General features: G+C 60.1%; 16 protein-coding genes. 3 read left to right on the top strand and 13 right to left on the bottom strand.

All coding sequences use genetic code 11. From position 1 onward, the window contains the following. Positions 1–61: 61 nt before the first annotated feature. From P8S53_RS17405 to P8S53_RS17380, 6 genes are all read right to left on the bottom strand, one after another. Positions 62–1,180: a glycoside hydrolase family 105 protein gene (locus P8S53_RS17405; protein ID WP_277807100.1), complete on the bottom strand. Its 1,119-nt coding sequence runs from the start codon at positions 1,178–1,180 to the stop codon at positions 62–64. Continuing rightward, entirely contained in the window at positions 1,174–2,652 is a 1,479-nt protein-coding gene (locus P8S53_RS17400; RefSeq protein WP_277807099.1) for a glycoside hydrolase family 28 protein, read from the bottom strand. Before P8S53_RS17400 ends, P8S53_RS17405 begins: the two co-directional genes overlap by 7 nt. A gap of 64 nt (positions 2,653–2,716) precedes the next feature. Further along, positions 2,717–3,970 (bottom strand): ABC transporter substrate-binding protein, encoded by a 1,254-nt coding sequence (locus P8S53_RS17395; RefSeq protein WP_277807098.1) that lies wholly within the window; start codon positions 3,968–3,970, stop codon positions 2,717–2,719. A gap of 24 nt (positions 3,971–3,994) precedes the next feature. Then, the gene (locus tag P8S53_RS17390; protein ID WP_277807097.1) at positions 3,995–5,086 is read right to left on the bottom strand and encodes an ABC transporter ATP-binding protein; all 1,092 of its coding nucleotides are present in this window, start codon (positions 5,084–5,086) and stop codon (positions 3,995–3,997) included. Positions 5,087–5,090: 4 nt separating this feature from the next. Then, complete coding sequence (locus P8S53_RS17385; protein WP_277807096.1) at positions 5,091–6,008, bottom strand: carbohydrate ABC transporter permease; 918 nt, start codon at positions 6,006–6,008, stop codon at positions 5,091–5,093. A 3-nt stretch (positions 6,009–6,011) separates the two neighbouring features. Continuing rightward, on the bottom strand, positions 6,012–6,887 hold the full coding sequence (locus tag P8S53_RS17380) for a carbohydrate ABC transporter permease (protein ID WP_277807095.1): 876 nt from the start codon (positions 6,885–6,887) through the stop codon (positions 6,012–6,014). A gap of 242 nt (positions 6,888–7,129) precedes the next feature. Here P8S53_RS17380 and P8S53_RS17375 point away from each other — a divergent pair, with 242 nt between their 5' ends. Further along, a complete protein-coding gene (locus tag P8S53_RS17375; protein ID WP_277807094.1) occupies positions 7,130–8,098 on the top strand; it encodes an AraC family transcriptional regulator in 969 nt (322 codons plus the stop codon). Between the two features lie 41 nt (positions 8,099–8,139). Here the strand turns inward: P8S53_RS17375 and P8S53_RS17370 are convergent, their stop codons facing one another. From P8S53_RS17370 to uxaC, 4 genes are read right to left on the bottom strand one after another with little or no spacing between them, the layout of a single operon-like run. Beyond that, positions 8,140–9,588 carry a mannitol dehydrogenase family protein gene (locus tag P8S53_RS17370; protein WP_277807260.1) on the bottom strand — a complete coding sequence of 483 codons (1,449 nt, stop codon included), beginning with the start codon at positions 9,586–9,588 and terminating at the stop codon, positions 8,140–8,142. Continuing rightward, complete coding sequence (gene kduD, locus P8S53_RS17365; protein WP_277807093.1) at positions 9,566–10,291, bottom strand: 2-dehydro-3-deoxy-D-gluconate 5-dehydrogenase KduD; 726 nt, start codon at positions 10,289–10,291, stop codon at positions 9,566–9,568. The genes P8S53_RS17370 and kduD overlap by 23 nt, the downstream gene beginning before the upstream one ends. After that, positions 10,288–11,112, bottom strand: a complete 825-nt coding sequence (gene kduI, locus P8S53_RS17360) for a 5-dehydro-4-deoxy-D-glucuronate isomerase (protein ID WP_277807092.1) — start codon at positions 11,110–11,112, stop codon at positions 10,288–10,290. The genes kduD and kduI overlap by 4 nt, the downstream gene beginning before the upstream one ends. Before the next feature lie 13 nt (positions 11,113–11,125). Then, a complete protein-coding gene (uxaC, locus tag P8S53_RS17355) occupies positions 11,126–12,532 on the bottom strand; it encodes a glucuronate isomerase (RefSeq protein ID WP_277807091.1) in 1,407 nt (468 codons plus the stop codon). An 89-nt stretch (positions 12,533–12,621) separates the two neighbouring features. Between uxaC and P8S53_RS17350 the strand changes: the two genes are divergently transcribed. Together P8S53_RS17350 and P8S53_RS17345 are read left to right on the top strand one after the other, a co-directional pair. Beyond that, complete coding sequence (locus tag P8S53_RS17350) at positions 12,622–13,302, top strand: GntR family transcriptional regulator (protein ID WP_277807090.1); 681 nt, start codon at positions 12,622–12,624, stop codon at positions 13,300–13,302. Positions 13,303–13,457: 155 nt separating this feature from the next. Then, positions 13,458–14,528, top strand: coding sequence for an AbrB family transcriptional regulator (locus P8S53_RS17345; protein WP_277807089.1), 1,071 nt, complete (start codon positions 13,458–13,460; stop codon positions 14,526–14,528). 168 nt (positions 14,529–14,696) lie between these two features. On the opposite strand, the gene P8S53_RS17340 is transcribed toward P8S53_RS17345, so the two are convergent. Genes P8S53_RS17340 through fdhF form a run of 3 tightly spaced genes read right to left on the bottom strand, consistent with a single transcriptional unit; the run spans position 14,697 to position 18,625 of the window. Next, positions 14,697–14,903, bottom strand: a complete 207-nt coding sequence (locus tag P8S53_RS17340) for a formate dehydrogenase subunit delta (protein WP_277807088.1) — start codon at positions 14,901–14,903, stop codon at positions 14,697–14,699. Beyond that, positions 14,893–15,723, bottom strand: coding sequence for a formate dehydrogenase accessory sulfurtransferase FdhD (fdhD, locus tag P8S53_RS17335; RefSeq protein ID WP_277807087.1), 831 nt, complete (start codon positions 15,721–15,723; stop codon positions 14,893–14,895). Before fdhD ends, P8S53_RS17340 begins: the two co-directional genes overlap by 11 nt. 4 nt (positions 15,724–15,727) lie before the next feature. Then, entirely contained in the window at positions 15,728–18,625 is a 2,898-nt protein-coding gene (gene fdhF / locus P8S53_RS17330) for a formate dehydrogenase subunit alpha (protein ID WP_277807086.1), read from the bottom strand. Positions 18,626–18,643 lie beyond the last annotated feature (18 nt).

The following is an 18,643-nucleotide window of genomic DNA, read 5'->3' as shown; positions in this document are numbered from 1 at the left end:
CGCACGCCCCCCTGCCGTCGCATAATTCCTGATAAGGCAGGAAAATGCAGGTTTATGTCACCTAACTGGACGGCGAGAGACTATGGACCGGCTGCGATGGCATTTGCGCCAGTTGCAGCGCACGCGCATGGGCCATCATCAGCGGGCCGGTGCCTTTGGCGTCATCGCTGACCTGTTCCTCGCTCAGGTAATATTCGGGGCTGCCATCACGGTAGACACCTGAAAACCCGCCCAGCCCCGCAACATGACAAATGCCGCCAAACTGCACTGCGCCACTGTCATCGCGCACCAGACGCGCCCGCGTGAATGCGGTCACACGCGCGATGGCGTCGTCCTGACCGGGCACATCCACCCCGAGGGTCGCTGCACTGGCCATCGCATAGGCAAACATCGCGCTGGCAGAGCTTTCGGTATAGTTTTCCGCCAGTTCAGGCATGGTCATCAACTGTAACCAGCCGCCGTCTGATTGTTGCCAACCAATCACCTGCCCCAGCAAGCCGCGCAGGGGGGCCAGCAGCCCCGCATTTTCAAATTCCGCCAGCCCGACCAGTTCGGCGCAATCGACCAGCGCCATCGCTTGCCAGCCAAGGGCGCGTGCCCAGATACTGGGCGACTGGCCGGTGCGGGGATCGGCCCATTCCTGCACGCGCGCGGCGTCATAGCCATGCGCATAAAGCCCGTCATCGCGCAGGGTTACGGCCAGCGCGCTTGCCATCTGCGCCAGCGCATCGCGGCGGCGCGCATCATCGCCGGTGGTCTGCGCATATTCAATCTGGAACGGCAGGGCCATATACAGCCCGTCCAGCCAGACCTGATGGGGATAGCGCAGCTTATGCCAGTAATTGCCGCTTTCGGTGCGCGGGTGGGTGTCCAGCTGGCGTGCCAGCACCCCTGCCGCAGCCATCCAGCGCGGATCATCTGTCCAGCGGTCCAGCGCAAACAGAATGCGCCCCGACAGGATGTTGTCGATATTGTATTCATCAATCCGGTAGCCGCGCAAACGGCCATCGGGGGCCACTTGCGGCAGAACCAGCCGCAGCAGGTGGTCGCGCCAGCGCGCCTGACCGGTGGCCTGATGCAACATCAGCAACCCGCGATAGATGCAGCCATCCTCATAGCACCAATCCCCGCCCTTATAGGGCTGATACCGTGCCGCATACGCGTCAAAATACTCTAGCATGGCTGATAATCCTTCACGGTCAGGGGGCCTTGGCGCAACTGAGGGGGCGCGGTGATGTCGCAATGCTCGGCCAGCACGCCCGCCCCTGCCACGTCGCGCAGCCCGCAGGCCATAAGCGGCACTTGCGGTGTGGCGTCAGGGGCAAAGGCCACATCGGCATGAGTTATGACAACGCCCGTTACGGGGGCTTCATGCAGACCCAGACAGGCCGCAAACGCCAGCCGCACATCGCGCGCCACAATCCGGTCCAGTGTGATGTCGCGGATTTGCGGCGTCAGCACATCCACGCGCTGCGGCTGGCGCGACTGCACAAAGGGCGCGTGTCCGTAATGGTCACAGAAATAATGCATGTTTATGGCCAGAACCGTGTCCACACCGACAAAGCTGACATTGCGCAAATGGATGCCGGACACGACACCGCCGCGCCCCCGCCGTGTTTTGATGCGCAGGCCGCGATCAGTCTGGACCATCTCGCAATCAGAAATACGCACATTGCTGACACCGCCCGACATTTCGGACCCGATGACAACACCGCCATGACCGCGCTCCATCAGGCAGTTACGCACGGTGATATCGCGCGTGGGCATCAGATGAGCGTCACCGCCAGTGTCGCTGCGTTTGCCCGCCTTGATGGCGATACAGTCATCGCCGGTGGAAAAATGCACGCCTTCAATCCTGACGCCTGTGCAACTTTCGGGGTTCAGTCCGTCGGTGTTGGGACTGTCGGCAGGGTTCCGGATGGTCAGCCCGACAAAGGCCAGATTGCGGCACTTATAGGGGTGCACTGTCCAGCTGGGTGAATTTGTCAGCGTCGGGCCAAGGATGGTCACTTCCTGACAATTGATCAGGTGCAGCAGGCGGGCGCGGCGCGCATTGTTGCGTGTCTCCTTTGGCCAGTCCCACCAATCGCCGCGCGCACCGCCGCCGTCCACCAGCCCAGGGCCTGAAATGGTGATGCTATGTGCATCAATCGCGGTCAGAATGGCGCGGTAGCATGTATCTGGCAGCCCTTCCCAACTGCCGCCCTGTTCGGCGGACAGAATTGGAAAATCCGCTCGGTCGGGCGGGGCCATCAGGCGGGCACCATCCGCAAGCCATATATGGCGGTGCGACGGGATCAGCAGCGGTGCCACCACCCAGTCCCCCGCAGGCACAATCAAGGTGCCGCCGTCTGGCAAGCCATCCAGCAGGGCCTGCGCGCGCGCGGGATCATCCAGAACCACGGCCCCGGCGCACGTCGGCAGTGTGAACTGGAACGGGGCAAACCCGTCAGCGTCAAAACACAGCGTTGTTGCAGGTGGCAGGTCATGCAGCACTGTCACAACGCGGTCGGTCATGCCGTGGCGGGCAATCCCGACACCGTGCAGCCGCCAACCAACCGCATCCGGCAGGTGATAGCGGGCATCAGACGTAAGCAGTCGCAAGGCAACCGCACGGGGCGTGATTGCCACAAGTTCAATCAAGGGGGGCATGGTGCGCGTCCGGATAAAGGCAAAAGGCGCGCGCGCAAAAGGCGCGCACGCTTTCAGGTCAGGGTTAGCGGTGCTGGCGCAGCGCACGGTTGATGCTGCTGATGATATCTGCCGCAGCATCTTCGGCACTGAGAATGCCATAGGCCACACCTTCCAGATTGTCGCGGAAGGCATCACGCACGCGCGGGTGTTCGTTAAACGACGACACCACCGGCCCGCTGCCATCCAGCACAATCGCATTGGCCGCCGCTACGTTGGGGTTGATCAGGTTGCTTTCGTTCAGCAATTCGAACGCTGATTTGCTGGCAGGCACCCCGCGCGAATCTGCCAGAATTTCAACCGCTGCGGGATCATTCAGCAAACAGTTGATGATTTCCGCCGCCGCTTCGGGATGGCCGGAATTGCGCGAGATCGAAAACAGCATGGATGGCTTGGAATAGGTGGCTTCGGTCACCGCCCCTTCGGTCATCAGCATGGGCACCGGCACCAGCACCTGATCGTCGCTTAGCGGGTCGGCATATTTTGCATAGGCCGAATCCCATTCATACGTCCCCGCAATCCGTCCGTCGGCCCATGGGCGCATCTCGAACAATTCGATATTGCCCTCGCCCGCGACCTGCCGCCATTCGCGAATGGCACCGGCTTCGACCAGACTTTGGTAAAAACGGATACCTTCAAGCAGTTCTTCCTCGGTCCAGGCAGCCATTGTCGTTTCAGGATCGATCAGGTCTTTGCCGGTCGCCTGTGTCACAGCCATGGATACAAGGAAAATCGCGTTCAGGCCCGCTGCTTCGAACGGGTAGTAATCCGGTCCCAGTTCCGCACGCAGCACGGGCGCTGCGTCGATCACCTCTTGCCATGTGCTGGGCACGTCCAGACCGGCGCGTTCAAACGTGGTTTTATTGAAGAAATAAACCCGCCCTGTCGTGGACACGGGAATCCCGTTCAGCTTGCCCGCAACTTCGCCACCGGCAAGCTGCGCTTCGGTAAACTGCGACAGATCGATGATATGGCCATAGTCATACAGATCCACAAACCCCGTCCCGTCGGGCGAAAAAAGCGGCAGCCATGGCCAGTTGATCTGCATAATGTCGGCCTCTGTGCGGCCGGCGATCTGGGTGGTGATACGTTCCTGATGGCCCGACCAGCCGGTGAATTCGGCCTGTATGTCATGGCCGTATTTCGGGCCGCAATAATTCAGCGCCTCTTGTGTCTGGGCATGGCGGGCATCGCCGCCCCACCATGACATGCGCAACGTATCGGCCTGCGCGGCTGTCGCCAGCAAACCCGTCAGAATGGTTGTTGTCAGAAGTCTCATGTGTAAATCCTCCCTTTACCAAGACTATGAGAGCGAGATATTCCCGCCGGTTTGATCGAAAACATGCGCCTTGCCCGGATCGGGGGTCAGCGTAACTGACGTGCCGCGGTCCAGATCGGCGTAATCGGCGGCGGGCAACACCGCGACCACACGCTCGCCTTCCACATCCAGATGCAGCACCACTTCATGGCCCATGAATTCCGCCCCTGCGACCACGGCGCGCAGCCCGTGCGCGGTATTGACGCGCAGATGCTGGGGGCGAATGCCCAAGGTTACCGCGCCGCTATTGGCGTGCAGCCGGGCCATCAGTTCATCCGGCAGAACCAGCGACTGGTCCCCCAGATGGAACCTGCTGCCATCCAGCCGCCCGGCAAGCAGGTTCATTTCGGGGCTGCCGATAAAACCGGCAACAAACGCATTGGCGGGGCGGTCATACAATGTCTTGGGGTCGGCCACCTGCATGATATGGCCGTCCTTCATCACGCAAATCCTGTCGCCCATGGTCATGGCTTCGGTCTGGTCATGGGTGACATAGATCACCGTTGACGACATGCCCTGATCTTTCAGCCGCTTGTGCAGATCGGTGATCCGCACACGCATGGACGCGCGCAGTTTTGCATCCAGATTGGACAGCGGTTCGTCAAACAGGAACACTTCGGGCTGCTTGATCAACGCGCGCCCCAGCGCCACGCGCTGTGCCTGCCCGCCCGACAACTCCTTGGGCAGCCGGTCCAGCAACGGTTCAATTTCCAGAATGCGCGCAACTTCTGCGGTTTTGCGTTCGATCTCGGCCTTGGGGGCGCGTTGCAGGCGCAACCCGAAGGACAGGTTCTTGCGCACTTTCATATGCGGATAAAGCGCGTAGTTCTGAAACACCATCGCAATACCGCGTTGGCCCGGTTGCAGGCGGTTGACCACCTTTTCGCCGATCACAACCTCGCCGCCGGATATGCTTTCAAGGCCCGCAATCATGCGCAATGTGGTTGATTTCGCGCAACCCGACGGGCCAACCAGCACCATGAACTCGCCATCCTCGACATCCAGATTGATGCCGTGCACCGCCTTGAACGTATTGGCATAGGTCTTTTCCAGATTCTTGATTTGCAAACGTGCCATAGCTTTACCCTTTCACCCCGCCAGTCGAGATGCCCTCGATGAAGTATCGTTGTGCCATGAAAAAGACGATCAGCGCGGGCAGAAGCGCCAGCACGGACATCGCCAGAATCCGGTTCCAGTCAAAGGCCTCGGTGGTGTCGATGGACAGCTTCAACGCCAGCGATACCGGAAAGCTCTGGACCGAAGACAGATAGATCAGCGGACCCAGAAAATCGTTCATTGTCCACATGAACTGGAACAATGCCACCGAAATCAGCGCGGGCATCAGCATGGGCACCACAATATATATCAGGGTTTGCAGGCTGTTGGCCCCGTCCACGCGCGCCGCCTCTTCCATGTCGCGGGGAATGGCGCGCAGGAACTGCACCAGCATGAACACAAAGAATGCGTCCCCTGCAAAGGCCGATGGCACCCAAAGCGGCAGATAGGTGTCCAGCCAGCCCAAATCGCGGAACAGAATATATTGCGGAATGCGTGTCACCACATTGGGCAGCAGCAATGTTGCAATCAGGCTGGCAAACAGCAGTTTCTTGTAGGGAAATTCAAACCGTGCGAACCCATATGCCACCAGCGCGCAGGAAATCGCCGTGAAGATGGTTTTGGGCAGGATGATCAGAAACGTATTCCAGAAAAACCGCCCGAATGTATAGGGAGTCGAGGTTTCCCACCCTTTGCGATAGCCTTCCAGTGTCGGTTCTTGCGGAATGAACCCGATGGAGCCGTAGATTTCCGAATTGGTCTTGAACGATGCGCCCACCAGCCACAGCAGCGGATACAGCATCAGAAAGCCCACCGTGATCAGCAAGGAATAGCGCACGAAAGCGGACAGGCGTTCTGCCCTGATCTGCGCGCGGGACGTGTCGTCCAGAACAGGGGCCACCAGGGCCTTGACCGGCGTAAGCGTTGTGTCAGGATTACTCATCGATCAGCTCCTCTTGTCGCCGGCGTAATAGACCCATTTTTTGGATGACCAGAACGCCGCGACGGTCAGCACCATGATGATGACAAACAGCACCCAGGCGATGGCCGACGCATAGCCCATGTTGAAATTCTTGAATGCCTCGTCATAGATATACAGCGGCAGCAGGTAGGTGGACCGCAGCGGCCCGCCGCCAGTAATCACATAAGGGCCGTTGAATTCCTGAAACGCCTGCACCATCTGCATGATAAGATTAAAGAAAATGACAGGCGTGATCAGCGGAAGTGTGATGAAGACGAAACTGTGCCACTTGCCTGCACCATCAATCGCGGCCGCTTCATACAGCGATTTGTCCACCGATTGCAGCGCTGCCAGAAAGATGACCATTGCCGACCCGAATTGCCATGTGCGCAGCAGCGTGATGGTGAACAGCGCATTGACCGGATCGCCGAACCAGTTGACAGGGTCCAGACCGATGGCGACCAGCACCATATTGACCAGCCCCGTATCGGCAAAGATATAGCGCCACAGCACCGCCACCGCGATTGATCCGCCCAGAATGGACGGCACATAATATGCGGTGCGGAAGAACCCTATCGCTTTCAGCCGATAGTTCAGGATCACGGCGATGAACAGCGCAAAGACCAGTTTCAGCGGCACTGTCAGAAACACATAAAGCAGTGTCACATTCAGCGACCGCTTGAAGGTGCGGTCCGACATCAGATCACGGAAGTTTTCCAGCCCCGTCCAGATCGGGCGCGACATCAGATTGTAATCTGTGAAACTCAGGTAAAGCGAGGCCAGAAACGGGATCATCGTGAAGACCAGCAGCCCGATGATATAAGGCGCCAGATAGGCCAGCCCCAGAAAACGGCTTTCCATGGTTTATTCCCCTGTCATTTGATACATGTTCCCCATGTGGCCCGGACAGGGGCCAAAGCATGGGGGGATGTCCGCAATTCGTGACAGGATGCGGTGTCTTTGGCAAAGATTCTGCCTTTGGCACGTCATCAAATCGCTCCTCCTTCGATTCGATCCGTTCTGACAAGCATTTCCCTGCCAGAAGTATTCGCCTAATATGCCAGTTAAGCAGACAGATGGAATTGACGTTTATGCAGAAAAAGATGGACGAAACAGAACATCTTGCAACTGCGGCAACAGCAGGGGCCGGCATTCTGGCGGGGCTTCCGGTTCGGGCGCTGGATCTGACGCTGACACGCTCTGCGATCCGGATGCGGCACTCGAACAGCTGGTCCATCGACAAGGTGAACAGCTATCATGACCTTGTGATCTGCCTGTCCGGACAGGGCGCGTATCTTCTGGGGGACCAGCACATCACCCTGACGCCCGGCATGGCAATGCTTATACCGGCCGGAACACGGTTTCAGGGCCGCAACCCCGACCCGGACTGTCTGTATACCGGACTGGCGCAGCATTTCCGGCTGGACCTGTTTGGGCGGCATGATTTTCTGGCGCGACTGCATTTGCGGCAGGTCGTTACCCTGTCACGCTGGCCCATGCTGGAGCCGCTGGTGCGCCATTACCGCGCAACAGCGCCCGCCGGATCGGTCACCATGTCAATGCATCATGCGTTTATGGTGATTGTGAACGAATTTATCGAAGATGCATTTCTGGGCTGGCAAAACACCCAGGACCCCGCCCTTGACCAGTCCGAAGGGCTGCCTATGGCGGTGATGATGGCCGCGACCCAAATCGCCGCCAACCCGCTGCAACCGGGGCTGGCCGAACGTGTGGTGCGCGATGCGCCCTACAGTGATGTGTATTTCCGCCGCGAATTCAGCCGCCGGCTGGGAGCCACGCCTGCGAAATATCAGGAATTCAAACGCATGGAAATCGGTATGCAATTGCTGGAAGCAGGCACAGGGGTTACCGAAACAGCCGCACGGCTGGGGTTTAACGATGTCTACTACTTCTCACGGCTGTTCAAACGCCATATTGGCACCAGTCCGCGCGGTTGGCAAAATCAGGTGCGGCTGCGGCGGGACGGGCATTGGCCACGCGGGCAGGAAGATGGCGAAACGCTGTATCCCCTGCGCCCGCCACCTGCCCCATCTGCCATAACGCCGGACTGACACTGCGTATTATTGCGCGTTGTGGCAGGCGGCGGCAAAAATTAGATATCCGCCACCACCGCACGCGCGCCCTGCGCCACCAGCCCTGACAGGGCTTGTGTCAATTCGGCGGCAAAACCGGAATCTTGACGCAAGGATTTTGGAAACACCTCTGACAAGGTCAGAAACCCTTTGACCGTGTCGCGCGGATCATCACACCAAAGCGCTGCCAGACGGTCGGCAAGCGGGTCTTTCACCTCGACCGCGGTGCCGGTTTCATCGCGGCCTGATGTGTAGCGCATCCATGCGGCAACGGCCAGCACCAGTCCTGCACTGCTGCGCCCCGCCGCGCGGTTTTCGGCCAGCGTGGCAAGAATGCGTTGCGGCAGCTTCTGGCTGCCATCCATTGCGATCTGCCATGTGCGGTGCCGGATTGCGGGGTTGGCATATCGCGCGGCCAGCGCTTCGGCATAAGCACCCAGATCGGTGTTTTCCGGCGGGGTCAGCGTCGGAATAATCTCTGACTGCCACAGGTGGCGCGCATAGCTGACAAAGGCGGGGTCGGTCATGACTTCGGCAATCGTCTGGTACCCCGCCAGATACCCCAGATAGGCAAGCGAGCTATGCGTGCCGTTCAGCATGCGCAGCTTCATATGCTCAAACGGGGTGACATCCGCAACCATCTGCGCGCCTGCGACTTCCCACTGCGGGCGGGCGCCACAAAAGCGGTCCTCGACCACCCATTGGCGGAACGGTTCGTGCATCACCGGCGCTTCATCGCGCTGGCCTGTCAGGGCGGCAACGCGGTCCAGATCGTCAGGTGTGGTGGCGGGCACAATGCGGTCGACCATCGTGGAGGGAAACGCACCGTTGCTGGCAATCCACGCGGCCAGCGCAGGGTCGATCAGGCGTGCAAGGTCCAGCATCACACCGCGCACCACATGGCCGTTTTCCGGGAGGTTGTCGCAGCACAGCACCGTAAACGGCGGCAGGCCGCGCGCATGGCGCAGTTGCAGCGCACGCACCAGATAGCCGGGCGCGGAATTCGGCAAATCATGGTTCAGATCATGCACAATATCAGGATGCGCAGGGTCCAGCCGCCCCGTGGCCGGTTCGTGGCAATACCCCTTTTCGGTGACTGTCAGGCTGACAATCGACACAGTGGGCGCGGCCATCGCATCCAGCACGGCTTGGGGGTTTTCAGGCGCCACCAGCACATCGCGCAGCAATGTCATGACCTGCGGTTTTTCACCGTCAGGTGCCAGCTCAACCGCGGTATAGGCCCAGCCCTGCGGGCGCAGCCTGTCGCGCACGCCGGGGGATTTCAGCGAAACACCGATCACGCCCCAGTCCCCGCCATGGTGCTGCATGGCTTCTGAAATGTAGCTTGCGACATGCGCGCGGAAAAACGCCCCAAGCCCCAGATGCACAATCCCCGCAAGGGTGGGTTCGGGCCCCGCAGGGGTGGTTTCGTGTGGGTGGAAAAGTCTATCGTGCAAGCCAGCCTCCATCGACATTCAGGATTGCGCCATTGATGTAATCAGATGCGGGGGCCGCCAGAAACACTGCCGTTTGTGCAATGTCTTCGGGCTGGCCCCAACGCCCTGCGGGAATGCGCTCCAGAATGGCGCGCGAACGATCCGGATCAGCGCGCAGCGCTTCGGTGTTGTTGGTTTCAATATAGCCGGGTGCAATGGCGTTCACATTCAACCCCTGCGCCGCCCATTCATTGGCCAGCAATTTCGTCAGCCCTGCCACCCCATGTTTGCTGGCAGTGTAGGAGGGCACGCGAATACCGCCCTGAAACGACAGCAGCGACGCGATATTGATGATCTTGCCGCGCCCGCGCGGCAGTGCTGCCCGCGCAAAAGCCTGACAGGTGAAAAACAGCGCCTTCATGTTCACATCCATCACGTCATCCCAATCGGATTCCGTGAAATCAACCGCATCGGCGCGGCGGATGATGCCCGCGTTATTGACCAGAATATCAATATGGTTCTGCGCAAACACATCGCGCGCGGCCATAGGGTCGGCGAAATCCAGTTGCAGCGCGCGCCCGCTGCCCATGCGCACAAGCGTTTCGTCGCAATCGCGCCGACCGGCGGCAATGACATCGGCCCCCGCCTGCGCCAGCGCAACGGCAATCGCCTGTCCGATACCGGTATTCGCACCTGTAACCAGCGCGGTCTGGCCGTGTAGCGAAAAGGCGGTCATCGCAAATCCTCGGGGGCGATAAAGTCCATGTCTGTGTAATCGACATTGTCACCCGCCATCGCCCAGATGAAGGTGTATTCGCCAATGCCCGCGCCCGAATGAATGGACCATGGCGGTGACAGAACCGCCTGTTCGTTGGCGACAAACAGATGGCGGGTTTCATGCGGTTCACCCATCAGGTGCAGCACGCGTGCTTCCGGCGCCATGCCGTGATACAGATACGCCTCCATCCGGCGATCATGAATATGGCTTGGAATGGTGTTCCAGACCGACCCATCCTCTAGCGAGGTGTAGCCAAGAATCAACTGGCAGCTTTCCATGACCAGCGGGTGAATAAACTGTCGGATTGTGCGCTTGTTTGATGTTTCCGCAGCGCCCAGCTTCACTTCCTTGGCGTCGGCCACTTTGACCAGCCGGTGCGGAAATGCACGGTGCGCAGGCGCAGATGTGATGTAGAACCGCCCCGCGCCCGAAAACGTCACCGGACCGGCCCCCATGCCCAGATACAGCACATCGCCGTAAGCCATGTCCCAGCCCTGCCCGTCTGCGTCCACGCGGCCGGTATCACCAATATTGACGATCCCCATTTCGCGCCGGTCCATGAAATTGGGCGTGCGCGTTTCTGCAACCTGATCCAGCACCAGCGCCGCCCCGTCCGGCACAGCCCCCCCCAGAACAAAGCGGTCATAATGGGTATAGGCCAGACGGATTTCACCGTTTGCAAACAACCCCCCGGCCAGAAAATTGCGGCGCAGATCAGTTGTATCCATGCCCTTGGCATGTTCAGGATGAACGGCGTGGCGGGTTTCAACATTCAACATTTGGTTTTTCCTGTCAAAGTTTATAGGCGCGCTTGGCCAGCCCGTAAGCCAGATCATGCGCCAGTTCGGGGGCATCACCTTCGGACAGGCGGCCGGTCGCCACCAGCGTGGCCAGATAGGCGCAATCCACACGCCGCGCGACATCATGGCGCGCGGGGATCGAACAGAACGCGCGGGTATCATCGTTGAAGCCGACAGTGTTATAGAAACCGGCGGTTTCCGTGGTCATTTCGCGGAACCGGCGCATGCCTTCTGGGCTGTCATGAAACCACCATGCCGGACCCAGCTTCAGGCAGGGGTAAACGCCTGCCAGCGGGGCCAGTTCGCGCGCATAGGATGTTTCATCCAGCGTGAATATGATCACCGTCAAATCTGCCCGCATACCGACCGCATTCAAAAGCGGGCGCAGCGCTGCAACATAATCGGTGCGGCCCGGAATATCGAACCCCTTGTCGCGGCCATACATGGTCATGACGGGGCCGGAATGGTTGCGGCGTGATCCGGGGTGCATTTGCATGACCAACCCGTCATCCAAGCTCATCCGGGCCATTTCCGTCAGCATATGGGCGCGGAAGGCATCGGCTTCCTCTGCCGTGCATTCCCCCCGCAAGGCCTTGGTGAACAGCGCCGCCGCATCTGCCTGCGGCAAATCTTCGGTGCGCGCGCTGGGGTGGCCATGATCGGTCGATGTCGCGCCAAATTCCTTGAAATACGCCCGCCGCGCACGATGGGCAGACAGGTAGCCCGCCCAAGTGGTGGTATCTTCGCCGGTCTGTTCACCCATCAGGGCAACATTTTCGGCAAACCCTTCCACTTCGGGATCAATCACGCCATCGGGGCGATAGGCGGTGACAACGCGGCCCGTCCAGCCACTGTCGCGGATCATCCGGTGCCAGCGCAGATCATCGGTGGCCGCTTCGGTGGTGGCAATCGCTTCGATATTGAACCGCTCGAACAGGGCGCGGGGGCGAAACTCGGGCTTGGCCAGACAATCTGCAATATGGTCAAAATACCAGTCCGCATTGTCCGCGTTCAGCGGGCGGTCAATGCCAAACACATGCTGGAACGAATAATCCAGCCACATCCGCGACGGCGTGCCGCGAAACAGGTGGTAATTCTGCGCAAACAACCGCCATATCTTGCGCGCATCTGTTTCAGTTGGCCCGCCATCCGCGCGCGGCACACCCAGATCCGTCAGCGCCACCCCCTGCGAGCACAGCATGCGAAAGACATAGTGATCAGGCGTGACAAACAACTGCGCAGGATCGGGAAACGCCGCATTTTCGGCATACCAGCGCGGGTCCGTATGGCCATGCGGGCTGATGATCGGCAGATCACAGATCTCGGCGTAAAGGGCACGCGCAAGGTCGCGGGCGCGCCCTTCGATCGGGAAAAGGCGGTCTTCTTGCAGCAGTGGCATTTGCACCTCTGGTTCAGGGAAATTATCTATTCGACTAATATTCTAGTTTACAGGTTGCGTCAAGGGATGTAGATACACTTGCTATGTCAATGTCACAGCTTCTTCCGCCACTGGATGCCCACCACCCGCGCAGCATGGCTGATCAGGTGTATGATCTGCTGTATGAACGCATCATCAACCTGATGCTGCCACCGGGAACAAAGCTGTCAGAAGCCGAAGTCGCCGCACAACTGGGCGTGTCGCGCCAGCCGGTGCGGGATGCATTTTACCGGTTGTCGCAACTGGGCCTGATCCATATCAGGCCACAGCGCGCAACCACCGTCGCGCCCATTTCCAAGGATGCGATTGTGCAGGCTTATTTCATTCGCAGCGCATTGGAAGAAGCGACCATGCGCGTGGCGGCAGAAAAGTTGGAACCTGTGCATATTACTGCATTGCAGGACATCCTGAACCGGCAGGAAGATGCCCTGCGCGCGAATGACAAAACCGGTTTTCATGCGCTGGATGATCAGTTTCATCATGACATCTGCACCTATGCGGGGCTTGGATTCGGCTGGGCACTGATCAAGGACAACAAGGGCCATATGGACCGCGCCCGATATTTAAGCCTGTCTTTTGAAGCGCCGCGCGCGCTGGCCGAACACCACGACATTCTGAACGCCCTGCGCGCAGGCGACGGGGACGGTGCAGCCGCCGCCGTAAAGACCCATCTTAGCCATATCGGCGATATTATTGACTGGATACAAGCCAACCAGCCGGAAGTGTTCTGACCCGACCGCAGGCCAACCCCCGACCCGGAACCCGCGCATGACCACTGCATCCCGCAAGGATGCACTGCCCCGACAATACACAAGTGAAGTTTCCTTCTGGTATCCATTTTCACTTTGGGCTACACAAACAGCAAGGTCATCCGCGGGGTTTCCCGATGCAGCATTCCGTTCCGGGAAAATATGCTAAAATCATCTTGATTTATCTGGGTGCTGTCGGCACCGGCTGGGTTGCAGCGCAATTGCATGTGCCCCTGCCATGGATGATCGGCGCATTGGTCTTTGCCACCGGCATCAGCCTTTATGGCGTTCAGATCAAGGCCCCTGCAATGTCGCGACCGGCGGGGCAGATCGTGGTTGCAGGCTCTGTCGGGCTAGCGTTCACGCCAGCGGCGCTGGAAACACTGGGGGCGATGTTCCTGCCCATGGTCATCGCCGCGCTGCTGACAATCGCTGCGGGTTTTCTGGTGGCGTGGGTGTTGATGCGCCTGTCGGATGTTGATGCAATGACCGCCACGCTGGCATCTGTTCCGATGGGACCGGTGGAATCTGCCAATCTGGCGCAGCGCTACGGGGTCAACCCCGGCCCTGTTGTCTTTGCGCAGACCTTGCGGATCATGGCGCTGGTGCTGGTTATCCCGCCTGCGATCCTGCTGCTTGACGGCAGCGTCGCTGACCCGTCCGAAACCCTGCGCAACATGCACTGGACACCTCAAGGGGCGGCGCTGTTGATTGTGCTGGCCGTTCTTGGTGCCTTCACACTTAAATTGTTGCGGGTGTCGAACCCGTTTTTCCTTGGCCCGCTTGCCGCATCGGCAGCGGCTGCCGCGCTGGGGCTGCCCGTTACGGCCACGCCCTATATGGTGCTTGCGGGCGCGCAGGTGTTGCTGGGGGTCTGGCTTGGCGCCGTGATCAACCGCGATCTGTTCCGTCGTGCGGGGCGTTTTGTTCCGGCTGCAATGTTATCGACATTGCTGATGATGGCGCTGTGTCTGGCACTGGCGCTGATCCTTGCCCCGATTACGGGAACGAACTGGGCCACCATGGTTCTGGCAACCGCACCGGGCAGCGTGACCGAAATGGCCCTGACCGCCAAGGTGTTGCAAGAAAGCGTGGCACTGGTCACGGCCTATCACATCACACGGATATTCATCATCATCCCGTCTGCCCCCTTGCTGACACGGATCACCGCGCGCCTGACCCACTGGACACCACCAAAGCGGGATTAGAGCATATCCCGTTCATTCGTATTCACGAGACATGCTCTAACTTATTGATTGCGCATGTTCGAGAAGCTCAAAACCGGTTCCCACTTTTGAGCAACATGCTCTAGCGGGGGGGGAGGAATGGATATAGCCCGCGCCTTGGGAAACCCGGGGCACTTACCCCCGAGCACCTCAGTTCAGCAATTCCACCGCCTTGCGCACATTCTCATCAAGGGCGGCGCTGTCGTGTTTGGCCAGTTCGCACAAATGCGCGCGCATGGACGGGTCCCAGAAATCACGCAGATGGCTGGCAATGCGTTCCGCCCCGTCATCACCCGGTTGCGACTTGAAAAAGGTCGCAATCTGGTTGGCCATGTAAATCAGTTTCTCAGGCTGCATCGGACACCTTTGTGATAATGCGCGCGGGATGCGCGTAAATGTCGAAACCACCCCCACGGGCAAAAGCCGCAATGGTAATTCCGGCCCCTTCGGCCAGCCGCAAGGCCGCCGCGGTCGGCGCAGAGACGGACACCAGCACGGGACAGCCAGCGATAGCACATTTCTGCACCAGTTCCACCGACAGACGGCTGGTCATGATAAACGCCCCCTGCCCCGCATCCAGTCCCGCGCGCGCCATCGCGCCGATCAGCTTGTCGAGCGCATTGTGGCGGCCCACATCCTCGCGCGCCAGAACAATGCGTCCGTCACGCGCCATGAACCCCGCCGCATGGGTGGCCCCTGTCTGGTCACGCAGCGGCTGGCGCGCGGCCAGCCCATCGCCCGCACACGCAACAGCCTTGCGCGTCAGGCGCAGGCCGGTATCGGGCACATGTGGCAACGGGCGGCTGGCCTGCTCCAGACTGTCGATCCCGCACAACCCGCACCCCACAGGCCCCGCCATGAAACGGCGGCGCGCCTGAAGGGCCTCTGAGCGGTCGGCGCGCAACCAAAGCCGCGCTTCCAGCCCAGTGGGGTGTTCTGCCACCTCGAAATCCTGCACATCACCGGCGGTGGCAATAATCCCCTCGCTTAGGGCAAAGCCTATGGCCAGATCATGAATATCGGCGGGGCTGGCCATCATCACCGCAAGGGTCGTGCCATCAAAGACCAGCGCCACCGGAACCTCGTCCGGCAGGGTGCGCCACATGTCGCGCTGACTGTCCTTGTGAACGGACAGGCCCGACATGCTGGCGGCAGGGGTGCGGTGTGGCGTGGTCATCTGCCTACTCCGCCGCGGGCAGGATACGGCGCGCCAGTGCGGCCTGCGCCTGATAGTCTTCCTGCCATTGGGTCGGGCCATTCGACGGGCTGATCTGCACCGCCGTCACCTTGTATTCGGGGCAATTGGTGGCCCAGTCTGAATAATCGGTGGTGATGACATTCGCCTGCGTTTCAGGGTGGTGGAAGGTGGTGTAAACCACACCCGGGCTGACACGGTCGGTCAATGTGGCGCGCAGCGTGGTTTCGCCCGACCGGCTGGCCAGTTTCACCCAATCGCCCTGCTTGATGCCGCGCTGTTCCGCATCATGGGGGTGGATTTCCAGCAGATCCTCATCATGCCAGACCACGTTATCGGTGCGCCGCGTCTGGGCGCCCACGTTATATTGCGACAGAATGCGCCCAGTGGTCAGCAGCAGCGGGAAGCGCGGCCCGGTCTTTTCGTCCGTGGCCACATATTCGGTGACAATGAACCGACCCTTGCCGCGCACAAACCCGTCGACATGCATCAGCGGCGTGCCCTCGGGGTTTGCTTCATTGCAGGGCCATTGCACCGACCCTTTTTCTTCCAGCGTGGCATAATCCACACCGGCGAAACTGGGGGTGGTCATGGCAATTTCATCCATGATCTGGGCGGGATGGGTATAGCGCCAGTTCGCGCCCATCGCATTGGCCAGAAGCTGCGTCACTTCCCAATCGGCATAGCCGTTGCGCGGGGCCATCACCTGACGCACACGGTTTATGCGCCGTTCGGCATTGGTGAATGTTCCGTCCTTTTCCAGAAATGTGGACCCCGGCAGGAACACATGCGCGTAATTGGCGGTTTCATTCAGGAACAGGTCATGCACGATCACACATTCCATCGCCGCCAGTCCCGCCGCCACATGTTTGGTGTCGGGGTCCGATTGCAGAATATCCTCGCCCTGACAATACAGGCCCTTGAACGTGCCCGACACGGCCGCATCCAGCATGTTGGGAATGCGCAACCCCGGTTCGGGGTCGATTTTCACACCCCATGCGGATTCGAAAATCGCGCGGACTTCGGGCAGTTTGACATGGCGGTAGCCCGGCAGTTCATGCGGGAACGACCCCATGTCGCAGGATCCCTGCACATTGTTCTGGCCGCGCAGGGGGTTCACGCCCACACCGCGCCGCCCGACATTGCCGGTCAGCATGGCCAGATTGGCAATCGCCATGACAGTGGTGGACCCTTGGGAATGTTCTGTCACGCCCAGCCCGTAGTAAACGGCCCCGTTGCCGCCCGTGGCAAACAGCCGTGCAGCGGCGCGCAATTCATCCGCAGGCACACCGGTCAGCAATGCGGTGGCTTCGGGGCTGTGGCGCGGGTCGGACGCGAATTCGGCGTAATGCTGGAATTCATCCCAATCGCAGCGGGTGCGAATGAAATTCTCGTCCATCAGCCCTTCGGTGACAATGACATGCGCCATGGCGGTGATGACGGCCACATTCGTTCCGGGCCGCAACGCCAGATGATGCGCGGCCTTGTAATGCGGGCCTTGCACGGTTTCGGTGCGGCGCGGGTCCACGACAATCAGCTTCGCGCCCGCGCGCAGGCGTTTTTTCATACGGCTGGCAAACACCGGATGGCCCGCATGCGGGTTGGCGCCGATCACCATGATGACATCGGCCTGCTCGACACTGTCGAAATCCTGCGTGCCCGCAGAGGTGCCGAATGTCTGGCCCAGCCCATAGCCGGTGGGCGAATGGCACACGCGCGCGCAAGTGTCGGTGTTGTTGTTGCCAAACACCGCGCGGGTCAGTTTCTGCACCAGGTAGGTTTCTTCATTGGTGCAGCGGCTGGATGTGATCACCCCCACCGATTTGCGCCCGTATTGCGCCTGAATGCCGCGCATTTTTGTGGCGGCGAAGGACAGCGCGTCGTCCCAGCTGACCTCTCGCCAGGGCTGGTCGATGCTGTCGCGGATCATCGGGTTCAGGATGCGGTCTTTATGGTTGGAATAGCCATAGGCAAACCGCCCCTTCACGCAGCTATGGCCGCGATTGGCCTTGCCGTGCTTATAGGGCACCATGCGCACCAACTGGTCGCCGTTCAGTTCGGCCTTGAACGAACAGCCCACCCCGCAATATGCGCAGGTCGTGATAACAGACCGCGTGGGCGTGCCCAACTCGATCACGGATTTTTCCTGCAATGTGGCCGTCGGGCAGGCTTGGACGCAAGCCCCGCAGGACACGCAATCCGACGCCAGTGCCGTGTCGGATTTCGCACCAAAAGACACACGGCTGTCAAACCCGCGCCCCTCGATCGTCAGCGCGAAGGTGCCCTGCACTTCTTCGCAGGCGCGCACGCAGCGCGAACACACAATGCATTTCGCAGGGTCATAGGTGAAATACGGGTTGCTGTCATCTTTCGGCAGGTATTCGCGATTGGCCTCGCCACTTGTATCACGCGGCGCAAAATGATTGGCCAGCGCGCCCCCCTCGGGCGCCTGATAGCGCACATCGCGCAGGCCCACAGCGCCCGCCATATCCTGCAATTCGCAATCGCCATTGGCCGCACAAGTCAGGCAATCCAGCGGGTGGTCGCTGATATACAGCTCCATCACGCCGCGGCGCAGTTTGCGCAGCTTTTCATTCTGGGTGCGCACAACCATGCCCGGCGCAACGGGTGTCGTGCACGATGCAGGCGTGCCACGCCGCCCTTCGATCTCGACCACGCACAGGCGGCAAGACCCGAACGCCTCGACGCTGTCGGTCGCGCATAGTTTCGGGATGGACAACCCCGCCAGCGCGGCGGCCCGCATCACGGATGTGCCTTCAGGCACAGTCACATCAAACCCGTCAATCGACAGTGTTACCGGCGGGCCAGCCCGCGCAGGTGTGCCCAGATCGCGGTCATCAGATGGAATGACAAAATCCTTCATGTGACAGCCCTTTGCTTC

It is taken from the genome of Roseinatronobacter sp. S2 (assembly GCF_029581395.1).
Classification (GTDB): Bacteria; Pseudomonadota; Alphaproteobacteria; order Rhodobacterales; family Rhodobacteraceae; genus Roseinatronobacter.
Note: the sequence above shows the minus strand (reverse complement) of the source record. Positions and strands in the feature narration are given on the sequence as shown.